General features: G+C 32.0%; 20 protein-coding genes and 1 tRNA gene. 10 read left to right on the top strand and 11 right to left on the bottom strand.

Features of this window, described 5'->3' with window-relative positions; all coding sequences use genetic code 11:
* Positions 1-59: 59 nt before the first annotated feature.
* The 3 genes from ACNQGO_RS14285 (at position 60) to kdsB (ending at position 2,798) form a co-directional block, all read left to right on the top strand.
* Positions 60-935 (top strand): GIY-YIG nuclease family protein, encoded by an 876-nt coding sequence (locus tag ACNQGO_RS14285; RefSeq protein ID WP_417985683.1) that lies wholly within the window; start codon positions 60-62, stop codon positions 933-935.
* A 282-nt stretch (positions 936-1,217) separates the two neighbouring features.
* On the top strand, positions 1,218-2,009 hold the full coding sequence (locus tag ACNQGO_RS14290) for a KilA-N domain-containing protein (protein ID WP_417985684.1): 792 nt from the start codon (positions 1,218-1,220) through the stop codon (positions 2,007-2,009).
* 63 nt (positions 2,010-2,072) lie between these two features.
* Positions 2,073-2,798 carry a 3-deoxy-manno-octulosonate cytidylyltransferase gene (gene kdsB, locus ACNQGO_RS14295; RefSeq protein ID WP_417985685.1) on the top strand — a complete coding sequence of 242 codons (726 nt, stop codon included), beginning with the start codon at positions 2,073-2,075 and terminating at the stop codon, positions 2,796-2,798.
* Here kdsB and ACNQGO_RS14300 read toward each other — a convergent pair whose 3' ends face one another.
* Positions 2,799-3,509: a potassium channel family protein gene (locus ACNQGO_RS14300; protein WP_417985686.1), complete on the bottom strand. Its 711-nt coding sequence runs from the start codon at positions 3,507-3,509 to the stop codon at positions 2,799-2,801.
* A 101-nt stretch (positions 3,510-3,610) separates the two neighbouring features.
* On the bottom strand, positions 3,611-4,276 hold the full coding sequence (locus ACNQGO_RS14305; RefSeq protein ID WP_417985687.1) for a spermidine synthase: 666 nt from the start codon (positions 4,274-4,276) through the stop codon (positions 3,611-3,613).
* Positions 4,277-4,336: 60 nt separating this feature from the next.
* Between ACNQGO_RS14305 and ACNQGO_RS14310 the strand changes: the two genes are divergently transcribed.
* Positions 4,337-4,897, top strand: coding sequence for a 1-acyl-sn-glycerol-3-phosphate acyltransferase (locus tag ACNQGO_RS14310; protein ID WP_417985688.1), 561 nt, complete (start codon positions 4,337-4,339; stop codon positions 4,895-4,897).
* 244 nt (positions 4,898-5,141) lie between these two features.
* Here ACNQGO_RS14310 and ACNQGO_RS14315 read toward each other — a convergent pair whose 3' ends face one another.
* Positions 5,142-5,618 carry a helix-turn-helix transcriptional regulator gene (locus ACNQGO_RS14315; RefSeq protein WP_417985689.1) on the bottom strand — a complete coding sequence of 159 codons (477 nt, stop codon included), beginning with the start codon at positions 5,616-5,618 and terminating at the stop codon, positions 5,142-5,144.
* Between the two features lie 311 nt (positions 5,619-5,929).
* On the opposite strand from ACNQGO_RS14315, the gene ACNQGO_RS14320 reads away from it, so the two are divergent.
* The 4 genes from ACNQGO_RS14320 to ACNQGO_RS14335 all read left to right on the top strand — a co-directional run bounded on the left by ACNQGO_RS14320 (position 5,930) and on the right by ACNQGO_RS14335 (position 10,846).
* Complete coding sequence (locus ACNQGO_RS14320) at positions 5,930-7,084, top strand: M14 family metallopeptidase (protein WP_417985690.1); 1,155 nt, start codon at positions 5,930-5,932, stop codon at positions 7,082-7,084.
* Positions 7,085-7,160: 76 nt separating this feature from the next.
* Positions 7,161-7,640 carry an Lrp/AsnC family transcriptional regulator gene (locus ACNQGO_RS14325; protein WP_114755272.1) on the top strand — a complete coding sequence of 160 codons (480 nt, stop codon included), beginning with the start codon at positions 7,161-7,163 and terminating at the stop codon, positions 7,638-7,640.
* Between the two features lie 92 nt (positions 7,641-7,732).
* Positions 7,733-10,318 (top strand): phosphoenolpyruvate carboxylase, encoded by a 2,586-nt coding sequence (locus tag ACNQGO_RS14330; protein WP_417985691.1) that lies wholly within the window; start codon positions 7,733-7,735, stop codon positions 10,316-10,318.
* A gap of 12 nt (positions 10,319-10,330) precedes the next feature.
* Positions 10,331-10,846 carry a DinB family protein gene (locus ACNQGO_RS14335; protein ID WP_417979383.1) on the top strand — a complete coding sequence of 172 codons (516 nt, stop codon included), beginning with the start codon at positions 10,331-10,333 and terminating at the stop codon, positions 10,844-10,846.
* Between the two features lie 3 nt (positions 10,847-10,849).
* On the opposite strand, the gene ACNQGO_RS14340 is transcribed toward ACNQGO_RS14335, so the two are convergent.
* The 7 genes from ACNQGO_RS14340 to ACNQGO_RS14370 all read right to left on the bottom strand — a co-directional run bounded on the left by ACNQGO_RS14340 (position 10,850) and on the right by ACNQGO_RS14370 (position 20,115).
* Complete coding sequence (locus ACNQGO_RS14340) at positions 10,850-11,323, bottom strand: DNA-deoxyinosine glycosylase (protein ID WP_417985692.1); 474 nt, start codon at positions 11,321-11,323, stop codon at positions 10,850-10,852.
* A 9-nt stretch (positions 11,324-11,332) separates the two neighbouring features.
* Entirely contained in the window at positions 11,333-13,444 is a 2,112-nt protein-coding gene (recQ, locus tag ACNQGO_RS14345) for a DNA helicase RecQ (RefSeq protein ID WP_417985693.1), read from the bottom strand.
* Positions 13,445-13,522: 78 nt separating this feature from the next.
* The gene (locus ACNQGO_RS14350; protein ID WP_417985694.1) at positions 13,523-13,921 is read right to left on the bottom strand and encodes a DNA primase; all 399 of its coding nucleotides are present in this window, start codon (positions 13,919-13,921) and stop codon (positions 13,523-13,525) included.
* A 10-nt stretch (positions 13,922-13,931) separates the two neighbouring features.
* Positions 13,932-14,903, bottom strand: coding sequence for a deoxyhypusine synthase family protein (locus ACNQGO_RS14355; protein ID WP_309755696.1), 972 nt, complete (start codon positions 14,901-14,903; stop codon positions 13,932-13,934).
* 93 nt (positions 14,904-14,996) lie between these two features.
* Positions 14,997-16,400 (bottom strand): type III PLP-dependent enzyme domain-containing protein, encoded by a 1,404-nt coding sequence (locus ACNQGO_RS14360; protein WP_417944838.1) that lies wholly within the window; start codon positions 16,398-16,400, stop codon positions 14,997-14,999.
* A gap of 287 nt (positions 16,401-16,687) precedes the next feature.
* Positions 16,688-17,755, bottom strand: coding sequence for a 3-dehydroquinate synthase (gene aroB / locus ACNQGO_RS14365; RefSeq protein WP_417985695.1), 1,068 nt, complete (start codon positions 17,753-17,755; stop codon positions 16,688-16,690).
* Between the two features lie 11 nt (positions 17,756-17,766).
* A complete protein-coding gene (locus tag ACNQGO_RS14370) occupies positions 17,767-20,115 on the bottom strand; it encodes an O-antigen ligase family protein (protein WP_417985696.1) in 2,349 nt (782 codons plus the stop codon).
* Between the two features lie 280 nt (positions 20,116-20,395).
* On the opposite strand from ACNQGO_RS14370, the gene ACNQGO_RS14375 reads away from it, so the two are divergent.
* Entirely contained in the window at positions 20,396-21,565 is a 1,170-nt protein-coding gene (locus tag ACNQGO_RS14375; RefSeq protein WP_417985697.1) for a proline dehydrogenase family protein, read from the top strand.
* A gap of 99 nt (positions 21,566-21,664) precedes the next feature.
* Here the strand turns inward: ACNQGO_RS14375 and ACNQGO_RS14380 are convergent, their stop codons facing one another.
* Positions 21,665-23,452, bottom strand: coding sequence for an ABC transporter ATP-binding protein (locus ACNQGO_RS14380; protein WP_417947620.1), 1,788 nt, complete (start codon positions 23,450-23,452; stop codon positions 21,665-21,667).
* A 211-nt stretch (positions 23,453-23,663) separates the two neighbouring features.
* Here ACNQGO_RS14380 and ACNQGO_RS14385 point away from each other — a divergent pair.
* Positions 23,664-23,738 (top strand) — tRNA-Val (locus tag ACNQGO_RS14385).
* Positions 23,739-24,065: the final 327 nt, after the last annotated feature.

Raw genomic sequence — 24,065 nt, forward strand, 5'->3', positions numbered from 1 at the left:
GAGAATAAAGGTTATATTTGGAATGAAAAAATTCTATAAATAAAAAAAATAATTGACAAATGAAATTCGGCAAAACAATAAAAATATTTTTAATAGACGGAGAACCAAACGGACGCATGAGTTGCGAACTTTCCAATTGGTCTGGAAAAGCATATAAAATTCCACGTATAAAAGTAAAAGATTGTATTGATCGTAGTGATTTAGTAAGTACTGGGGTGTATCTTTTATTCGGGAAAGATGAAGAAGGGAAAGACTTAGTTTACATTGGAGAAGCAGAGTCAATATTAAAACGACTAAATCAGCATTTAAATCAAAAGGACTTTTGGCATGAGACTATTGTTTTTATAAGTAAAGATGAAAATCTAAATAAAGCTCACGTAAAATATTTAGAAAATCGACTTCATAATATTGCACATTCAGCTAAACGCTATAAAGTTGAAAACTCAATTATTCCGACGCAATCATCGATTTCTGAATCTGACAGATCTGAAATGGAAGAATTTATAGAAAATATAAAAATGCTGGTTAATACGCTTGGTCATAAAGTGTTTGATGAAAAAAGAGAAATTAAACAAAAGCAGATTACAGATGTTTTTTATGTAAGAGGAGCTCGAGGTGCCGATGCTACTGGTGAACCAACATCAGAAGGTTTTTTAGTTTATAAAGGTTCAAAAGCAGCGAAAGACTCAACAAATTCTATGAATTTTAATCTTATTAAATTAAGAGAAAAGTTGATTGTTGATACTATTTTTATTGATAAAGTAGAATTTCTTGAGTTTTCTGAAGATTTTTTATTTAGTAGTCCTTCAGCTGCTGCTGCAATAGTAATGGGAAGAAGTGCAAATGGTCTTACCGAATGGAAGCTTAAATCTGGTAAGACATTAAAAGAGTTTGAGACTAATCAAAATTATAGTACTGTTAGTAATTCCAAGTAATTACATTTCCCTGATAAAGATTTATGAAACAATTACCGTCCAATAATTCAGATTTTATACTTTACACCTCTACGGATGTAGAAGTTCGGGTCGATGTTTTTGTAAATAAATAAACCGTTTGGTTGATTCAAAAAGCTATGCAAGAACTTTTTGATAGAGCTAAGTCAACTATAAGTGAACATATAAGTAATGTTTTTGTAGAAGGTGAATTAGAAGAAAATTAAGTTGTTCGGAAATTTCGAACAACTGCTGAATATGACTAAATAATTGATCACAATTTATATGGCTAAAATTAAAGTTATAAATACCGAAGTTACAGTAGTTGTAATCAACAACACTGATTATATTTCTATTACAGACATTGCAAAACACAAAACTGACGATACGAGTGCGACGATTGGAAATTGGATGAGAAACAGAAATACGTTAGAGTTTTTAGGCCTTTGGGAAACACTGTATAATCCAAATTTTAAACCCCTCGAATTCGAGGGGTTTAAAAAAGAGGCAGGTTTAAATGCCTTTACTATGTCACCACAAAAATGGATTAATGCAACAGATGCAATTGGTTTTGTTTCAAAATCAGGGCGATATGGAGGGACTTTTACTCATAAGGATATTGCCTTTAAATTTGCTAGTTGGATTTCGGTTGAATTTGAACTTTATATAGTTAAAGAATTTCAGCGTTTAAAGGAAGAAGAACAAAAACATATTGGCTGGTCCGCACATAGGGAATTAACAAAAATAAACTATCGCATACATACGGATGCTATAAAACATAATTTGATACCCAGAACACTTACCGCCTTGCAAATTTCAGTCGTGTATGCAAATGAAGCCGATGTTTTGAATATGGCCTTGTTTGGAATAATTGCTAAACAATGGCGAGAACTAAATCCTGATTTAAAAGGTAATATTAGAGATTATGCGTCAATAAATGAATTGATTTGTTTGTCTAATCTTGAAAACTTAAATGCAATTTTTATCAACGAAAATTTATCACAAAAAGAACGATTAGTAAAACTCAATCAAATAGCGATACAGCAAATGAGTATTTTAAAAGCGGTAGAAAATTAAAAATTAAAATAAAAAACTTTGCGACTTGGAGTCTTTGTGGCAAATTAAAAATATAAAAAAGTAATGAAAATAATAGCAGTCATTCCCGCACGTTACGCTTCAACACGATTTCCCGCAAAACTGATGCAGGATTTAGGAGGTAAAACGGTCATTTTAAGAACCTATGAAGCAGCCATAAACACGCAATTATTTGATGATGTTTTTGTGGTAACAGATTCCGATTTAATTTATGACGAAATCCTTTCTCACGGTGGAAAAGCTATTCGCAGCATCAAAGAACATGAATCTGGAAGTGATCGAATCGCGGAAGCAGTCGAAAATCTAGACGTAGACATTGTGATTAATGTACAAGGAGACGAACCGTTTATTGATGCGGAGCCTTTGGCAAAAGTGATTGAAGTTTTTAGAAATGATTTGAATAAAAAAGTAGATTTAGCTTCGTTGATGCGCCAAATTACAGATGAAGAGGACATAAATAACCCGAATAATGTAAAAGTGGTTGTGGATCAAAATGGATTTGCATTGTACTTTTCGCGTTCGGTAATTCCGTATCCAAGAGAAAAAAATGTGGGCGTTCGGTACATGCAACACATCGGGATTTATGCGTTTAGAAAACAAGCATTATTAGATTTTTATAGTTTACCAATGCAATCTTTGGAAGCATCCGAAAAATTGGAACAATTGCGTTATTTGGAATTTGGAAAACGAATTAAAATGGTCGAAACGACACATGTTGGAATAGGAATAGACACGCCGGAAGATTTAGAAAAAGCGAGAAAAATGCTGTAATTACTCTAGATTTTCGTGATCGAAATAGCCTTTGGTTTTTACTTTGGTGGAAAAGAAATTCAAGAAAAGCACAATGAAAAACAGAAACAGTAGGGCTTGTGTTGTAACTAGAAATTTCCCGATTGTGGTAATGGGATAATAATCTCCATAACCAATAGAAGAGGATGTTACAATACTGAAATAAATAGCATCAAACCAATGAATGAATGGTCTGTTTAAGTAACGGTCAATAGAATAAAATACGGCATACGCGAATGCGATCTCTAAATAATTAAAGAAAAGCAACAACATAGACCTTTTGTACGAACGTGGTTTTGAAAATAAATCAGAGGCAAAAATTAACGTTGGAATATAAAAAACAGTTTCTAAAAATAGATAAACAAGAATCCAAATAATCCATTGATGACTTTGCCAATGATTTACTAAAATCACTATTGGAAAAACCACTTTTAATATGACATAGAAATCCAAAGCTAAATCTTGGTATTCGACTCCTTTTTTGCTGGCCCAATATTTTATGTATATTCCTGGAAAAAGTAATTGAGACGAAGCTAATACTAACCGAACGATTTTTTCAATTCCATTATCTTCCTGATGATCGTTATTCCAAATGGATTGAATGTTTTGAATCCTTTTTTGAATAGGATTAAATTTAGGTTGAAATCCCTTTGACGTTTTTCCAAGAAGCAATTTTTTTAAAATTTTTTTCATTCCAACAGAGAATTAAATAATTAAATGAGTGTGCAAAATATTAGTGTCGATGTGAGACTATTGAATTGTAAATTTTCAAGAAAACCATTTACCATTTATATTTAATTTAATTTTTCGATTACGATCAACTCATTATGAATTTCAACTCTAGGAATAGTTTTTATTTGAAATTCATTTTTGAAAAACTCAGAGACGTATTTTTTATTTCGCAAATTTTGACTGTCATTTAATAGCATCGTATTAAAAAGAATAAAACCGCGACTTTTTAAAAGAGAGCAAACCCTATTGGTAAAAAAAGTTTCAAATAAAAAATTAGGCATTGTTGTATCTTGAAAAATATCAATAATAATTAAATCGTATTTGGCTTTAGTTTTTAGAACAAATTCAAAAGCATCATCAATTACAATAGTAAAATTTTTTATTTCGTCTAATTTAAAATAGGTATTTGCAATATTTATAATTTCGGGATCAATTTCAACTCCAGTGATACTTCCTTTAAATTTTATTTCGTCAACCAATGTTTTGATAACACTTCCGCCACCAACTCCCAAAATAATAATTTGATTCATGACGGCTATTTTTTCGTATCCAATATTTTTTAACCCCAATCTTAAAATACGTTGTAAACTGCCATACGAATAATTAGCATTTTGAGAGTCTAAAACTAATTCACCATTTGCCCAAGTTACTTCAAGCGATTTACTCAATACTGATTTTGTTTCGTAAATTTTTATCGGAAGGAAATAGCTAAATATTTTTTTAATCATTATTGGCAGTTTATCCAAAAATAAGATTTAAATCTTTTATTTTGCAATAAATAAAAAAGAATGAAGAAACAATTTTACGAATGGATATTTTTTAGACTCATGGGCTGGAAAATTATTGGTGGTATTGATCTAAATATAAAAAAGTGTGTTATGATGGTGATGCCACACACCAGTGCCCATGATTTCTACTTGGGGATTTTTACAAGGGGAATAACTAGATTAGAAATGAACTGGGTTGGTAAGAAAGAATTATTTCGTTTTCCATTTGGTTTTTATTTTAGATACATGGGCGGTGAACCGTTGGATCGTTCTGGAGGTTTAAACAAAGTCGATTCTATTGCAGCGATTTTTGACAGAAAAGAAATTTTTCGTTTGGCAGTTGCTCCAGAAGGAACCCGAAAAAAAGTTACCGAATTGAAAACAGGATTTTATTATATCGCTTTAAAAGCAAATGTTCCTATAATCCCTGTCGCATTTGATTTTGGTAAGAAAGAAGTTAATCTTGGAATGCCAGTTTTACCTTCTGGAACTATAGAAAGTGACATGACTATTTTAAAGAAACATTTTATAGGTATAGAAGGTAAAATATCGGCAAAAGGATATTTAGTCAAAAAAAAATAAATTTGTTTAAAAAAAATCAAAACCAAAATTTTAAATTATTCGTAAATGTAATTAAGTCTTTAAAAAACATATTTACAAAAAAAATATTTGCCTGTTCACTTTTTTGATGGTACTGTTTACTCGAAGCTACGTGTAGAAGTAAATTAGTAATCTTGATTTTTTGTACTTAGATAACAGAATTACAATTTAGTTTTTTTTTTTTTGAATGACCCCAATTTGGAAATCTGAATTGGGGTTGTTTTTTTTAATCGGGAACATAACTTTTAAAAGTTCCATTTTTATAAAAAATTACGATTTTGTCAATAGCAGCAGAATACGATTCTTTATCGTTAATTTGATTTTCTATTTTTTTTGTTTCCAATACTGGAATCGAATTTGGTATTTTTATTTCCGAAAATAAATTCTCAGTAATTATTTCAGTCGGTGGAGGAGTATAAATATTTTGTTTTACAATTTGCTCAACGCTACTTTCTTTTTTATCAAATTCTTCTGTGTTTTTTGGAAAGCTTCCTTTTCCATTTAAAATCCAATACAAATCTACGTCTGGAAAAACATCCAGTATTTTAAGAGTAAAATCCAAGCTTGGTTTATTTCGTCCCGAAAGGAGGTGAGACAAACTGGAGCGTTGTACCCCAATTTTATCTGCAAAAGCAGAAGCATTCAGGCTATAATAATCCAGAATAATTTCCAACCTTTTTATAAAATCCTCCGTGTTTACCATTGTAAATTGTTTTTTTAGAAATAACTATTTACAAATGTAACTAAAAAGAACTGAAATACCAAAATCACAACTGTAAATAGAATTACGAGCTTAAAAAGATGTAACTTATCAGTTAAATAACATTAGGCAAGTACTTGATAATATATAAATTAATTAATAAAAATTTAAATGAGACTAATTGTTTACTAAACAAAGTCAGATACCTATTGAAGCTGCCTAAAGAGTGTTTACATTTATATAATTCGGTCACTTTTCAATGTTTACAAATGTAAATATAAAGATGTTTACTTTTGTAAATCAAATAAAGTAGCATGAATTTAGAAGAATTATTTCATCGGTATAAGGAACATTCAATACACGGACGATACATTACGTTAGACTCAATTGTTCCGATTTTAGAAAAATTAAATACGGCAAATCAGCTTAAAGTTATTGGGAAATCGGTTTTAGGGAAATCCATTTACTCCTACCAAATAGGGAAAGGAAAAACTAAAATATTTCTTTGGTCACAAATGCACGGTAATGAAGCTACCACTACAAAAGCCTTGTTTGATTTTTTGAATGTCTTGCATGGTGGTCCAGAAAGCGAGCAAAAATGCCTTGATGCATTTACCTTTTATTGTATTCCAATGCTAAACCCTGATGGAGCTGCTTTATACACTAGAGAAAATGCTAATAAAGTTGATTTGAATCGCGATTCACAAGTACTTTCACAGCCAGAAAGTAAGCTTTTACGAGCTGTTTTTGAAAAGTTTAAACCTGATTATTGTTTTAACCTTCACGATCAACGCACTATTTTTGGCGTAAGCGATACTGGAAAACCTGCAACGCTATCTTTTTTAGCACCTTCATACAATGAGAATCGTGAAATTAACGACACTCGATTAAAAGCAATTCATCTTATTGCTGGTGTAAATGAAATACTTCAAGAATATTTACCAAATCAAATCGGACGTTTTGATGATTCCTTTAATCTCAATTGCATTGGTGATACGTTCCAGTATTTAGGTGTTCCAACTATTCTTATAGAAGCCGGACATTTTTCTTACGATTATGAACGTGAAGAAACGCGAAAATATGTTTTCATGGCTTTAATTTCTAGTTTTAATGTGCTGAGCGAAAACGTTATAGTTAGCAACGGAATTAATAAATACTTGAATATTCCTCAAAATAAAGTCGTTTTTTATGATTTTATCTATAAAAACATCAAGATAAATTATGATGGTATTGAAATAATCACCAATTTTGCACTTCAGTATAAAGAGGAGTTAATTGATGATGATATTTTTTTTAATGCCTACATTTCTCAGATAGGAAGTTTGGAAGGGTATTTCGGTCATTTTGAATACGATGCTAAAGAAGCAAGCTATAAAGATGATTTTAATAACATTCCTAAATTAAATCAAAAAGCAGATTTTTATTTAGATAACAACATAAAAATTGTTAACGGAATGATAAATATTTAATATTTATGTCTTTTTGTTGTTTTTATGTATATTTTTATACTTTGTTAAAGTAAATAATAATGATAATTAAAGAGTTATGAGTAAATTTCGTTTAGATGAAGTAGATCACCAGATTTTGGACATGTTGATAGACAATACAAGAGTTCCATTTACAGATATTGCAAAAAAATTACTTATATCTGCAGGAACTGTACATGTCAGAGTAAAGAAAATGGAAGATGCTGGCATCATCATGGGATCTTCATTAGTTCTTGATTATGATAAGTTAGGTTATTCGTTTATTGCGTATGTGGGTGTTTTTCTGAACAATACGTCGCAAACAAAATTTGTTTTAGAGCGAATTAATGAAATTCCATTCGTTACAGTAGCATCTGTTACCACAGGTAAATTCAATATTTTTTGTAAAATTAGAGCGAAAGATACCAAGCATGCTAAAGATGTTATCTTTATGATAGATGACATTGAGGGTGTTTATAGAACAGAAACAATGATCTCACTTGAGGAAAGCATTAATGATAAGAAGCGCTTGATGCATACTATTTTCAAAAATATGTAATTAATCTTGAATGCGCTATATTGTAAATAGAACCTCAAGTTAATTCTTGGGGTTTTTTTATGAACAGTTAACTAAACCAACTACAACTAACCATGTACACACTACCTAAAATTGAACGATTTAATCAAAATGTTCTTTCAAAATACCATATTTACAATAGTGTATTTATAACATTACCATTTGATTCTATTGATAGTACGGGTGTTTTACTTCCGTTGTTTACAGATGTTTGCGAAATTGGTTTTAAAAAGCAAGAAACGCCAAAGGAGATTGTAGATTTTTTTGCCAAAAGGTATTTGCAAAACGCTTCCGAAACAGATAAAATAGATCTGATGTTTCGATTTATTCAGTACATAGAACGTCAAATTGTTTTATTTGATGCTATCGAAGATGCTGCTTTTCCTGTTGTAAACAATATGGAAGGAATAGGGTCTTTGCGAGACATTAAGGAAAAGGCAGATGCAAAAGACAATGAAGAGGAGCTTATAGATTTTCTAGAAAATTTTAATGTTAGGGCCGTATTAACGGCACATCCTACGCAGTTTTATCCTGGAGCAGTTCTTGGTATTATTAATGATTTGACGAATGCAATTCGGAAAAATAACTTACTCGACATCAAGCAATTATTGGCTCAATTAGGGAAAACGCCATTTATTAAAAATGAAAAGCCAAATCCTTATGATGAAGCAGTTAGTTTAATTTGGTACCTTGAAAATGTATTTTATCAAACCTCTGGAGAGATGGTTCATTATTTGCAAAAAAACCTTTTCAATGGAAATTCTATACAAAACCCCTTGATTAAACTTGGTTTTTGGCCTGGTGGTGATCGGGATGGCAATCCATTTGTGACTACTGAAATTACTTTAAAAGTTGCAGATCGTTTGAGAACCTCAATCTTGAAGTGTTACTATATAGAAATTAGAAATTTAAAAAGAAAGCTAACCTTCTCAGGGGTAGATACTTTAATAACAGAACTGGAACAAAAGCTTTATAGGTCTGTTTTCTATTCAAAAGGAGAAATTTTCATTGTTCTTGAGGATTTTAAATCTCAATTAAATAAAATAAAGCAGATTATTATTGATCAACATCAATCTTTGTATTTGGATGAACTGGATGCATTATTGATAAAAGTGAATCTTTTCGGGTTTCATTTTGCTTCTTTAGACATTCGTCAAAATAGTAAAATACACGTTGTCGTATTCAAAGATGTAGTGGGATTGTATTCTAATTCCAATACATTAGTTTTTCCTAAGAATTATTATGAGCTTTCTGAAGCTGATAAATTTACCATATTATCAAAAGTTAAAGGCAATCTCGACCCGTCTGTTTTTGATAATGAAATGACACGATCTACCTTAGAATCTATTCAAACTATTAAAGAAATTCAGGCCAATAATGGCGAATTTGGTGCAAACCGCTATATTATAAGCAACAACGACAGTGCATTGAATGTTATGGAAATCTTTTCTTTGTTCCGCCTGAGTAACTGGGAAAATCCTACGGTGGATATTATTCCGTTATTTGAATCTGTTGATGATTTGCAAAATGCACATGAAATGATGGAGAAGTTATATTCTAATCCTGTTTATGCAGAACATTTAGCTCGCCGAAACAACAAACAAACCATTATGCTTGGCTTTTCTGACGGAACAAAGGATGGCGGTTATTTAATGGCGAATTGGAGTATTTATAAAGCTAAAGAGGCGTTGACAGCTATTTCTAGAAAGTTTGGCATTAAAGCGATTTTCTTTGATGGTCGAGGCGGACCGCCAGCTCGTGGTGGAGGAAAAACGCACAAATTCTATGCTTCATTAGGTCCAAATATTGAAAACAACGAAATCCAGATAACAGTTCAAGGGCAAACAATTAGTTCTAATTTTGGAACTTTGGATTCTTGTCGATACAATTTAGAAAATTTATTGAGTGCTGGTGTGACTAATCAAGTTTTTAGTAAAGGACAAAATGAATTATCTGCGCATGAAAAAGATATTTTAGATCAATTAGCTGGTTTAGGATATGAAAAGTATTTGAGTTTTAAAAATCATCCTAAATTCATTCCTTATTTGGAGCAAATGAGTACTTTGAAATATTATGCTAAAACGAATATTGGAAGTCGACCTTCAAAAAGGAGTAAATCGGAGCATTTAGATTTTGCCGATTTACGTGCGATACCTTTTGTGGGTTCTTGGAGTCAGTTAAAGCAAAATGTTCCTGGTTTTTTTGGAGTAGGAACCGCGCTAAAATATTTTGAGGAAACCAATCAATGGGATAAAGTACAAGATTTGTATGATGATTCCCTGTTCTTTAAAACCTTGCTAGAAAACAGTATGATGTCATTGGCTAAATCATTTTTCCCTCTAACGGCTTACATGAAAAAAGATCCTCAGTTTGGAGCATTTTGGCAAATTATTTATGATGAATTTTTAGAAACAAAACGTTTACTTTTAAAAATTGCAGGTCACAAAGAATTAATGGAAAATTATCCAGATGGTAAAGCATCTATACAAGTTAGAGAACGTATAGTATTGCCATTGTTAACAATACAACAATATGCTTTATTGCGAATTAACGAATTGAATAAAGCGGAAATGCCCGATGAAGCATTGATTAAAGTATACGAAAAAATAGTAACGCGTTCGCTTTTTGGGAATACAAACGCCAGTAGAAACTCAGCTTAAATAACAGATAATATGAATTCAACACATTTACCTACTTCAGAATATGCTCCCTTTTATGCGCCTTATTTAAACGCGCTTGGAGCTGTTAATTTGATTGAAGAATTAGAAATTTCGCTTCATGATTTCATTCGTTTTGTACAAAACATTCCAATGGATAAATTTGATTACAGATATGCTGAAGGCAAGTGGAACATCAAAGAAATCATCCAGCATGTAATAGATACAGAACGAATTTTTGGTTATCGAGCCTTGCGAATTTCCAGAAACGATCAAACTCCATTGCCAGGTTTTGATGAGAATTACTATGTAAATAATACCGAAGCAACAGCTAGAAGTATTCAAGATTTATTAGCTGAATTTTCTGCAGTGCGTCATTCGAATTTGTTTCTTTTTAAAAGTTTTTCAGAAGATCAATTAAAAAGAATGGGAATTGCCTCCAATGTGGGTGTTTCAGTTCGAGCAATAGGTTTTATTATGATTGGACATCAAAAACACCATCTGACTATTTTTCAAGAAAGATATTTATAGTTTTTAAAAACAAGTTGACCACAATTTCAGCTTGTTTTCAAAACTCATTGTATTAGCAGGACTAGTGGAAGGCATCACATGATAGGTGATGCCTTTTATTTGTCCAAATTTTTTACAAAAGTATTTATGACTTTCCTTACCATTAAAGACAATTGTTTTGATATTGGGGAACAGTCTAAATAAAGATTCAAAATCATTTTCCTTTTGGTTTGTGATATGAATGTCTAAACTTCCTTGTCTCTCGCAATTCTCTAAGACATCCCAAAGTCCAATTTTATTCACTTGGAGTACATGTATTTTTTCTTCGAATATTTCAGATATTGGCATTGCATTCAGGATCGTATAAAGTATTCTCCAAAAATGATTTCTTTTGTGTGCATAATACTCCTGTTTTTCAAGCGAAACAATACCTGGCATTGTGCCCAAAATTAAAATTTCGGTTTGTGAATCAACATACGGTTGAAAAGATTGAATCATAGCTTAAGTTTAATGTACAGCATTCTCTTTTTCTAATATTGCTAATGCCAATCGGATTTTTCTATAATCTATTTTTTCTTCAAAATAATCAAAATAGGGTTTTAAAGCATTTGGTGATTCCAGTTTTATTTGAGCATCGGCAATTTGCGAAACTTCTTCTTTTGAGATAAACGAATCCAAATCTATTTCTGCTCCGTCAACATACAGTTTAGCTAAATGGGACATAATAGTACTTAATCCTAATTTTCTTTTTTGGGCAATCTTATCAACAGTCAATCCGTTTTTATAAAGTTCCAATGTTTCTTTGTAGGTTGTGGTTTCTTTTTTCTTTTTAGTGCCTTTTGCTTTCTGGAAATCTTGAATAACTTTTATAAAAGCATCGCCATATTTTTCTAGTTTTGCTTTACCAACACCATCAATTGCTAGTAATTCGATGTCACTCATTGGTCTTTCAGTTTCCATTTGGCGCAAAGCCGCATCACTAAAAATTACATAAGCAGGAACGGATTCTTCTTTGGAAATTTCATAACGTAATTTTCGTAAGGTTTCAAAAAGTGAATTAGCTACTAATTTGCTTTTCATTTCTTTACTTTCTTGCTTTTCGATATTGATTTTCTGAACCGTTGTCAGTTGTACTTTTTCACCTTCAAATAATACTTTTTTAGCTAAACTAGTAAGCCGAATTTTATTTTGTTTATGAAAAGCAATCTCACAGTAGCCAAGATTTATCAATTGTATCAAATATTGATTCCAATCGTACCATGAAAGATCAATACCTACACCATACGTTTTTAGGATTTGGTATTCTTTTTCATAAATATAAGCATTTTTAGAACCGCGCAAAAAGTCTATAATTACAGGCAGTGGTTCGGTTTCTTGTAATCTAATAATTGCCGATAATGCTTTTTGAGCAAGTATGGTGCCATCGAAAAATAGTGGTGGATTTTTACAAATATCGCAATTTTCACAATTCTCTGTAACGAGTTCACCAAAATAGGAGAGCAATATCTTTCTGCGACAACTTAAAGCATCAGCATACTGTTTCATCCGCTCTAGTTTGGCCAGTTGCACTTCGGCGTTTAAACCTTGAGAGGCAAATTTTTGCAATTGAATTACATCGCCATAACTTTCGAACAATACGGTTTCTGATGGCAAACCATCGCGACCAGCGCGGCCAATTTCCTGATAATAACCTTCTATGTTTTTTGGTAAATTATAATGAATTACCCAACGAACATTAGATTTGTCAATACCCATTCCAAAAGCTATGGTTGCACAAACCACTTTACAATCATCGTTGATAAATTCATCTTGTGTTTTCGAGCGAATTGCATTATCTAAACCAGCGTGATAAGCTTTTGCGCTTACGCCTAACTTTTGTAGTTTTTCAGCAAGTTCTTCTGTTGTTTTTCTGCTAAGACAATAAATAATTCCTGATTCATTTGGTTTCTCTTGGATGAAATCTATAATTTGTTTGACTCTGTCTAAAGCAGGACGCACCTCTAAACTTAAATTTTTTCGATCAAAAGAAGCGACAAATAGTTTCGGATTTTTTAAGTTTAATTGTTGGCTAATATCCTTACGTGTAGCTTTATCAGCAGTAGCAGTTAAAGCTAAAATTGGAGTAGAAGGAAAGCGATTTTTTAGATATCCAAGATTTGTGTATGCTGGCCGAAAATCATGTCCCCACGATGAAATACAATGCGCTTCATCAATTGCGATAAGGCTTATGTTCAAACTATTGAAAATATTGTCTAAAAAAGACAAGCTTTCCGGAGCAATGTAAACCAGCTTAATAACATTTGATTTTAAGCTTTCTATATAAAATTGTCTTTCGTCTTCGGTTTGACTGCTATTTATGAAACAGGCTTCAATTCCATTTGCTTTTAGCCCATCAACTTGATCTTTCATCAAAGCAATTAGTGGCGAGATTACGATTGTAATTCCCGGAAATAGTAATGCGGGTAATTGAAAACAAATTGATTTACCACCACCCGTTGGCATTATAGCTAATGTATCTTGTCCTGAAAGTATGCAATTTATAATATCTTCTTGATTGGGCCGGAATTTTTCAAAGCCGAAGTTCTCTTTTAATTTGGCGTGTAAAATTTCTTGAGTCATTTTGGCAACTATTTTAGTTCTAAAGGAAAAAAAAAGGAACTCGTGAATGAGTTCCTTTTAGGTATTTTTTGAGTTTAATTAATCCTCATCTTCGTCATCATCATCATCAGAATAATCCTTTTCGTCAGATTCATCATCGTCATCATCTCCTAAATCTGAATCTGGTTTGTCATTATCCTCCTCGTCATCGTCATCAATATCATCGTCTAAGTCAAGTCCTTTTATAGGCTCAACAACATCATCAATGATTATTTCATCATCCTCATCATAATTTTCAATTCTGTCAGCCAGTTTTGTGCTCACTTTAACTAAATAAATAGTGTCTTCAGTTCGTACTTCAACTGCTTCAATCAATTCATTTTTAGCATTTCTAAAACTAATAATATTTGAATCATCATAACCATCTGGAAATTTGTCAACCAAAAGATTTAAAATTGCATTGGTAAGTTTTGCGTAATCAACAATTACTCTTTTCATAAAAAATATTCTATAGATCTAATAAATAAGCGAAAATTAAAGGCGCTACAATGGTAGCATCAGATTCAATAATAAATTTTGGTGTCTTTATGTCTAATTTACCCCAAGTAATTTTTTCATTTGGTACTGCACCAGAATAAGAACCATAACTAGTTGTTGAATCTGAAATTTGACAGAAATAACTCCAAAAAGGTACGTCGTGCATTTCCATATCTTGGTACAACATAGGCACCACACATATTGGAAAATCTCCTGCTATTCCGCCACCTATTTGAAAAAAACCAATACCGTTTGAACTATTTTTTGGATACCAATCTGATAAGAAAACCATATATTCAATACCGGATTTCATCGTAGAAGCTTTTAAATCTCCTTTGATTACATACGATGCAAATATATTTCCCATAGTACTATCCTCCCAACCTGGGACAATGATAGGTAAATTTTTCTCAGCAGCTGCATACATCCAACTGTCTTTTAAATCTATTTCATAATATTCCTCAAGTACACCCGAAAGCAACATTTTATACATGAATTCATGCGGAAAATAACGTTCTCCTTTATCATCTGCATCTTTCCATATTTTGTAAATATGCTTTTGCAAACGTCTAAAAGCTTCATGTTCTGGTATACAAGTATCAGTAACACGATTCAAACCTCTTTCTAGCAAATCCCATTCGTCTTGAGGAGTTAAATCACGATAATTTGGAACTCTTTCATAATGAGAGTGAGCTACAAGATTCATAATGTCTTCTTCAAGATTGGCACCTGTACAAGAAATTATATGCACTTTATCTTGACGAATAATTTCGGAAAATATTTTTCCAATCTCGGCAGTACTCATAGCACCAGCCATGCTCACCATCATTTTTGCACCATTGGCTAATTGTTGTTCGTATGCCTTAGCTGCGTCAACTAAAGATGCAGAATTAAAATGCAAGTAATGCTTTTCAATAAACTGACTGATTGGTCCTTTGCTCATTTTCTAAAAATTTAAATACTTAAAAATCATACGGTTAAAGTTGTTTTTCAAATTTAACGAATTTTTAAATTGACTAATTGATTTATTGTGAATTTATTTTTTTTTGTCGTACCCTAATATTTTAAGGACATCTTGGGAAGTTTGTTGTTCTGAAAAAACCTCAGTTGCCAAGATTCCGTTTTCGTCTCTGTCGATTAATATGTGTTTGGGTTGTGGAATTAAACAGTGGTGCAAACCACCATATCCACCAATTGTTTCTTGATATGCGCCTGTATTGAAAAACCCTATATACAATGGTTTTTCTTTGTTATATTTTGGCAAATAGATGGCATTCATGTTTTGCTCAGAGTTGTAATAATCATCACTATCACAAGTCATTCCACCCAGTAAAACACGCTCATAGGTATCGTTCCAGCGATTTACTGCTAGCATTATAAAGCGTTTGTTGATGGCCCAAGTGTCTGGTAAAGTAGTAATGAAAGAAGAGTCAATCATGTTCCATTTCTCTCTATCATTTTGTTGCTTTTGGTACAAAATCTGGTATATAGCACCTCCACTTTCTCCTACAGTAAAGGAACCAAATTCAGTAAAAATGTTTGGCACATCTACTTCAGCTTCATCACAAGCAATTTTAATCTGATTGATTATTTCGTCAATCATGTATTGGTAATCATATTCAAATGCCAATGAGTTTTTAATTGGAAAACCACCACCAATATTTAATCCATCAAGAGTAGGACATTCTTTTTTTAATGCCACGTACACTTTGATACATTTTACTAATTCGTTCCAATAATAGGCATTGTCATTTATTCCCGTATTGATAAAAAAGTGCAGCATTTTCAGCTCCAATTTCTTATTTTCTTTGATCTCTTTTTTATAAAACGGAACAATATTTTTATAACCTATTCCTAATCTGGAGGTATAAAATTCAAACTTTGGCTCTTCTTCAGCGGCGATACGAATTCCTATTTTGAATTTATTCTTGATTTGACCTTGCAGCAAATCAAGTTCTTCAAAGTTATCAATAATTGGGATGGTGTTTTTATGACCAGTATTGATCAAACGGGCAATATTCTCAATGTACTGGTCTCTTTTGAAACCATTGCATATCACATAAGTGCTTTTGTTGATCTTGCCATTTGCTAATAAATTTTCAACAATATTAATATCAAAAGCAGATGATGTTTCAATATGAATGTTGTTTTTGAAAGCTTCATTCATAATGTATTCAAAATGAGAGCTTTTAGTACAGTAACAATAGTAATATTTGGCCTCATACTTGTTTTTCTCCATCGATTTACGAAACCAGCTTTTGGCTTTGTTAATATTGTTAGAGATTTGAGGTAAATAGGTAAACTTTAATGGAGTTCCGTATTGTTCCACCAATTTCATTAAATCGATATTGTGAAATTGAAGATTATCTTTGTTTAAGGTAAATTCTTCCTGCGGAAAATAATAGGTTTGATTGATTAAATCAGAATATTTTGTATTCATTAGATGTCATAATTATAGATTAAAATAGTGTACAGTACAGTAACCTATAATTCAAACCCTAATATTTGAGTATATGATTTGAAGCTTCTCGTGGTCAGCTTTCAAATATTGAAAAATATCAAAATCAAAGTTACCTTTAATGCAATTAAAACGTCTCAATATTCTCAGAAAAGACATATTGCTGCGGATTTTACTCGTATTGTAAGTGCGTTTGTTTTGGCTTTTTTTCATCGGTGCAAATGTAAAAAATATTATATACCTACTGCAATCCTTTTTATAAAAAATAATTAAGATTTATAATCCAAAAAAGCCTCAAGAATTAATTCATTTTCAACGGATTGATTGATCTTTATTTTTCCGATACCGTCTAACAAAGCAAACTGTATGGTCCCATATTCATTTTTTTTGTCATGTATGAGTAATTCTAGGATGGGTTCAATATCGTTTTCATCAAAAACTATTATGCCATAAATTGATTTAATAGTAGATTTTATTTGAAAATATTCTTCCTGATTGATTAGGTCTTTATGAAGTGAAATAAAACTTTCTAAAACCATTCCTGCCGCTATAGCTTCTCCGTGCAATAAATTGGTTTTAGTATCGTTTTCGAGAAAATAGCTTTCAATTGCATGGCCAAGCGTATGACCAAAATTTAATGCCTTACGAATATTTTTTTCTGTGGGATCTTGCATTACAATTTCGTTCTTTATTTCAATGGAACGATAAATTAATTGATCAAAATCAGCAAAATCAATAGCCTTTAAGTCTAAAAATTGTTCCCAATATTCCTGGTCGTATATTAAGCCATGTTTGAGCATTTCGGCAAGGCCAGATCGCATCTCATTTTGTGGGACCGTTTCTAAATATTGTGTATCAATTAGTACCATAATGGGCACATTTATTACTCCTATTTGGTTTTTTAAATTCCCTAAGTCTACACCATTTTTACCTCCTACAGAGGCATCAACCATCGATAATAAGGTAGTTGGAATATGGATGAAATCTACCCCTCGTTTGAAGGTGGAAGCCACAAATCCCCCTAAATCAGTAACCACACCGCCCCCTAAATTGATGATTAGACTCTTTCTATCGGCACCAAGTTCAGTGAGGACATTCCAAATTTGGACGCAAGTCTCAATATTTTTATTTTGCTCTCCCGAATCAAATTCGATAATTTCAATCGTAAGATCGGTTTCTAAAAAAGGGAGAAATAGTGTTGTGCAATATTCATTTGTATTATTGTCTACTATAATGAATAGTTTTGAATATTTATTTTCTTTCAAATGAAGATTTAATGCTTCGTATGCTTTTTCATTGAAGTAAATAGGGTAGTTATTAGCTATTATATTTTGCATTGTTTTAATATTTATTGGCAAAGTTGATTGAAAATTTCTTTTGATCCTGGGAAATTTTTGGCGATTGCTAGATTCAGGTATTTACAAGAATTTGTTTTGTCTTGTATTTTGTGATAGCAACCTGATAACAAATATTCTGTTTTTCCATCATTAAGATTTGGATCGTCAAGTATTCGTAATAGGTATGAAATAGCGGTTTTTGTATCGTTTAGACTATAGTAGCACACCGCAATATCCTGCAAGATTACTCTCTTTTCGGGATAAATTGCAAATTCTTTTTGATATAATTCGATAGCTTTTTTAAAATATCCTGCATCACCCATTTTTTTTGCTTCTATCATGTAGTTTGGGACATTTTGATTTTTTACGGTATCTCTATTTATGTTCGTCGGAATATTTTGCATTTTTAATTCACCCTGAGTTTTAACTTTTAGCAAAGAATCTGTTGGATATAATGTTAAACCTTCTTTAAGGAATAATTGTATTTTAGTCGGACTGTAATTGGCCTTTTGTAGCGCATTAGCCGTTTTTATCCAATTCGCTGGCATACTTCGATAGGTTGTAAATAGCTTATGTATTTTTAAAATTTCGGTGGTATCTTTTTTCTTGGCAGCCATCAATAAGCCATCTAAGTAAAAATTTAGAGTTCTGGGACGTGCATAAAATGCCGTTTTGATTAAGGTGTAAGCTCGATCTTGGTTGTCTTTTGATTTTTCAATTTTGTGTAAATACCAATTGGAAACTCCATTATACGGATTTACCGTATTTGCCAGTTTAAAATATTTTTCGGCCACAATAAGGTCTTTTTCATTAAATGCTGCAACAGCCGCATGTTGATAAAAAGATTCGCCATAAATACCTATCTGTGCTATAGCTGGAAACTTACTGATTATCTCCGTCGAAGAAAGGGCAGGTTGATCATATTTGATTTTAAACTCAAGTTGCGATGCTTTAAATTCAGTGTATACGAAACCGATAACTAAAAGACTTAAAATAAGTAAACCCAATCCAATTTTTTTCGAGTTTGTATTCAACGTTCTTTTGTTGTTTACTTGTAAGTGAGTAAAAACAATCATGAATGCAAACGCTATTTGCATAGTAGGTCTATACAAAGGAAAATTAAAAAAGGCATCAATAAAATAGCCTATTATTATCAAAAGTACAAGTAGGGCAATGGTTTTATCTTTATCGGTTTTTATACATATTGTTTTTGCGTTTGTGAAAAATAATAACAAAAAAAGACTCAAGTAAATGATTCCATTTAGAATCCCTGTTTCAGTTGCAATTTCAAGAAAATCATTATGTGTATGCGACGATATGAAGGCTTCATCTATATTTTTTTTTTCATAAGGGATACTTTCAACTCTCCAATTCCCCAATCCAATGCCTGTTGTAGGATCTTTAGCTATCATTTCTGAAGCATTTTTCCAATACCCTAATCGCGCAGCAGCAGAAGCCTCTTTTACATCTGCAATTTGTAAAATACGAGTGTTAACAGACTCAAATCGGCCAATATTGTCCCCTTTTTTAAATATTATATTCGCTAAAACAATTGATAGTAAAACTGGTAAAATAATTTGCAAAGTGTTATAAAAAGTATTTTTTGAAAATGAGTTAATTTTAAAGTAGGCAATAACAAAGAATATAAGTTCAAAAAATAAGCCTAAATATGCTGATCTTGAACTGATTAATACAACAATAAAAGTTGAAAGAAAAAAGGTGACAATCAAAAACCATTTCTTCCAATTTTCATATTGTAAAACTCCAATTATTAAAAAGGGAATCTTTATGTTTAAGCTTGCCGCAAAAATGTTAACGTTTGCAGCGTTTCCCTTTAATTCATTCAATGCATTGGTGATATTATCAAAATTTTTCAGAAAATTTCCCAATTGCGCTATACTTTGCAAGAAAACGCTTATTCCAATTAAAAAGGCAATTTTTGGAAGCAAGTACAATCGATCCCTAAAAAGAAGTATTAGGTTTACAATCATTAAAAAAATGACCAATATTTGAGAAAAACTAATAATGGAAAGCGATATGTTTTTTGCAAAAAGTAAAGAACAGCCTGCCAACACCACGAAAGAAAAGTAAATAATTTGAAAAAGTCCTACCTGAGAAAAAAGAGGATAGTTGTAAAAGACCGCAATTTTGTTTTTAAAAATGTATGCTATTGCGACAATGTTAACTAGCGAAAGGTAAAAAAACTGAGTATTAATAATTTCAATACTATTGAAATGAGGCAAGAAGTCGATTACCAAGTACAAAGCTAAGAAAAGCAATGCAATGAAATCACCGTACACGGTATTTGAAGAATTATCTAGTGAAGGATTTGATTGTGCAATCGTGTTTGTTGTTTTCATAGTATTTTAAAAGACGAATATTTTGCTAATTGTTTATTCAGTTCAAGTGTCTTTTGTAATTTTTTACAGATAAGAGCTAAAATTTTTTATAATTCAAGTTTTACTGTAATAGAAAAAACGTTTTAGCCGAAAGGGTTATAATTTTCAAAAGTATAAATTTATCAATTGTTAAATAATTTTAATATTAAAAAACACATAAATTGCATTTTTCTTTTTTTGCGACTCTATTTTTACAATAATATTTAAACTCTCTCTATATTTGTACAAAATTAAACAAATAATGGAAAAAATATTTGATAATACACAAGTTGCCTTTGCATTAAAAAGTGATACAGAACTCGATCGAGCTTATTTTCTTTTCAAAATGATAGCCAATCAGCCGCTAGTTCGAATTGGAACTGCTGTTACTAATTTTGCTCTGAAAGCGAATCTTCCTGTCGAAGGTTTGATACGTGCAACTGTTTTTGATCACTTTTGTGGTGGTGTAAATGAAGTAGATTGTCTCTCTGTTGTAGATAAAATGTATACCAAAGGCGTTTCTTCAGTTTTGGATTATTCTGTAGAAGGTAAAGAAGAGGAAGAGCAGTTTGATGCTGCCTTAGAAATGACTTTAAAGACCATTGAATTTGCCAAAGAGCGCATGGCAATTCCTTTTGCAGTATTTAAACCTACTGGTTTTGGTCGTTTTGAGTTGTATGAAAAATTAGGAGAAAAACAAACATTAACTGCTGATGAACAAGCAGAATGGGATCGAGTAGTAGTTCGATTTGATTTAGTTTGCAAAGAAGCGCATTCAAAAAATGTAGCTTTGTTGATCGATGGTGAGGAAAGCTGGATGCAAGACGCTGCTGATGATTTAGTTACTGAAATGATGCGCAAATACAATAAAGAAAAAGCCATTGTTTTCAATACGTTGCAGATGTATCGCTGGGATCGTTTGGATTACCTGAAAAAATTACACGAGCAAGCCAAAAAAGAGGGATTTTTCATTGGAATGAAATTAGTTCGTGGCGCTTACATGGAAAAAGAGAATGTTCGTGCCGAGGAAAAAGGCTATACATCACCAATATGTGCGTCTAAAGAAGCTACAGATGAAAATTATGATGCAGCAGTGCATTATATGATCGAGCATTTAGATATGATGTCTATTTTTGCAGGAACACATAATGAGTTAAGTACGTATACGTTGATGGAATTGATGCACAATAAAGGCATTAAAACTAGCGATGATCGAATATGGTTTGGTCAATTGTATGGTATGAGTGATAATATTAGCTATAATCTGGCCGATCATGGCTACAATGTTTCGAAATATTTACCTTTTGGACCAGTTAAGGATGTGATGCCATACTTAATTCGACGTGCCGAAGAAAATACTTCTGTTGCAGGTCAAACGAGCCGCGAATTATCAATGATTAAAGCAGAGCGAAGCCGCAGAAAAGGAAAGTGATCAGTGTTCAGTTTTTAGTATTCAGCTACATTTAAGTCAAAAAAAAACTCCATTCAATTAACTGAATGGAGTTTATTATTTTTAATAAATAATAAAAATTTAAGAGTTGCTGAATTGTAGATTGCTCAAATTTTTATAAATACCATTTTCTAGCATAATTAATTCTTGATGAGTTCCTTGTTCTGAAATTATTCCATGGTCTAAAACTAAGATTTGATCGGCACTACGAATAGTAGATAGACGGTGTGCAATAATAATACTTGTTCTCCCTTCCATCAAAATTTCTAGAGCTTCTTGTACTAACTTTTCACTTTCACTATCTAGGGATGAAGTGGCCTCGTCCAGAATTAAAATACTTGGATTTTTTAGTAATGCTCTAGCTATAGCAATACGTTGTCGCTGACCACCAGACAATTTAATTCCTCTCTCACCAACTATGGTTTCAAATTTTTCAGGAAAGCTTTCGATAAAATTGTATGCATTAGCTTGTTTAGAAGCGGTTAGAATTTCTTCTTCAGTCGCATTAGGTTTTCCGTATGCTATGTTTTCTCGGATGGTTCCACCAAATAGAATGACGTCTTGAGGGACAATACTCATGTTTCCTCGAAGATTTTCTAAATCAAAATCATAAATATTTTTACCATCTACAAGTATTTCTCCTTCATCAATGTTATAAAAACGCAGCAGGAGTGAAGCTATGGTAGATTTTCCTGTTCCACTTGGACCCACTATCGCTATTTTTTGTCCAAAACTGGCCGTAAAGCTTACGTTTTTTAATACTTTGATTTCTTTTCTCGAAGGATAACTAAACGCTACATTATTGAAAGTTACGTTACCTTTAATTTTCTCTATTGTAGCGAGATCTCGATTAGAATTTATTTTTTCGGGCGTTTCACCTAACAACTCAAAAACTCTTTCTGTTGCGCCAATCGCTTTTTGGATTTGAGCGTAAAGCTCAGCGATTCCTCCGAATGAAGCTCCTACAAAAGTAGAATATAAAACAAATGATATCAATTGCCCAACGCTCATTTCGCCACTTATACTTAATTGTACACCATACCAAACAACGGCAACAATAGCTCCAAAGAGGCAGAAAATTATAAACGAAGCAAAGTAACCACGGTATTTTCCACCTTTGATAGCAATTGTAACTACTTCCTTTATTTTTCCGTTGTATCGAGCAATTTCGTACCATTCATTGGCAAAAGCCTTGACAATACTAATACCTTGCATGGTTTCCTCTACAACTACTTGGCTTTCGGCTACTTTATCTTGAACATTTTTCGAATATTTTCTTATAAATCGACCAAAAATAACCGCAGCAACAGCCACAAGAGGCACAACTGAAAGCATCAATAAAGTCAATTTGATACTTTCGTTTGCTAATAAAATTACGCCACCTATAATTAATATAAATTGTCGTAAAAATTCGGCTATGGTAGAGGTAAGCGTGTCTTGTATTTGAGTAATGTCAGAACTAATTCTGCTATTTAATTCGCCCACTCGTTTTTGCGAAAAGAATGACATGGGTAGTTTTACTAAATTGCTATACAATGATACTCTTAGATTTGCTAGGGTATTTTCTGTAAAATTGACAAATAAAGATAATCTGAAAAAAGAAAAAATTGATTGTAAAAATAAGATCACAATCAAACCTCCCGCAATCATATTGGCTTGTGTATTGTCTTTATTTTTGACGCAATCAATTAGCATTCCCATCAGTTTCGGAAAAGCAAGAGCAGTTGCACCAGTAAATAGTAAAAAGATTAAACCTACATAAAATTTCCAACGGTGGTTTCCTGCATATTCAAATATAACCGTTGCTTTTTGGAGTGAAGTTGCAGTAATTTTTGATTTTGGTAAATCGTTTTCTTTGAATCTGGCCATTACTTTTTGTTTATTATGCAAATGTAAGACTATAACGAATCATTACAAAAAAATAAGAGTGTTTGATTTTTATTGTAAAGCCTTATGAGTGAGAGTAAAAGATAAAAGGGATAATTTTTTATTTATTTATTTTAAAATTATGCTTGTAAATCCCAATTCTAGCCTTATATTTGCACTCGCAATACGGTAATGAAAATGGCTTTATTGTTTAGGGCGATTAGCTCAGCTGGTTCAGAGCACCTCGTTTACACCGAGGGGGTCGGGGGTTCGAACCCCTCATCGCCCACTTTTTAAAAACCTATAAATCATACGATTTATAGGTTTTTTTATTTAGGGCAAATCTCAAATTATTCATTTGTAGTTTGAAAATTAAGAACCGACTTCAAAAGTTGAGATTAGCAAAAAAAGTTAACCAAATCTTCATAGTAGCAAATTTGACCTATTCTAATACTTTGTTAACATTTTTTAAAACATTACAGGATCAATCCCAAAACCTGGGATCAATCCCAAAACCTGTGGGGAAGCAAAAATTAAGCATAAATATTAGTTAGTCTAAAAAGGAAGAATTCTATATTTCTAACTCCTCTGAATTGAGATCTAAATGCTTTTATTT

It is taken from the genome of Flavobacterium frigidum, from assembly GCF_048286735.1.
In the GTDB taxonomy this organism is placed as follows: domain Bacteria; phylum Bacteroidota; class Bacteroidia; order Flavobacteriales; family Flavobacteriaceae; genus Flavobacterium.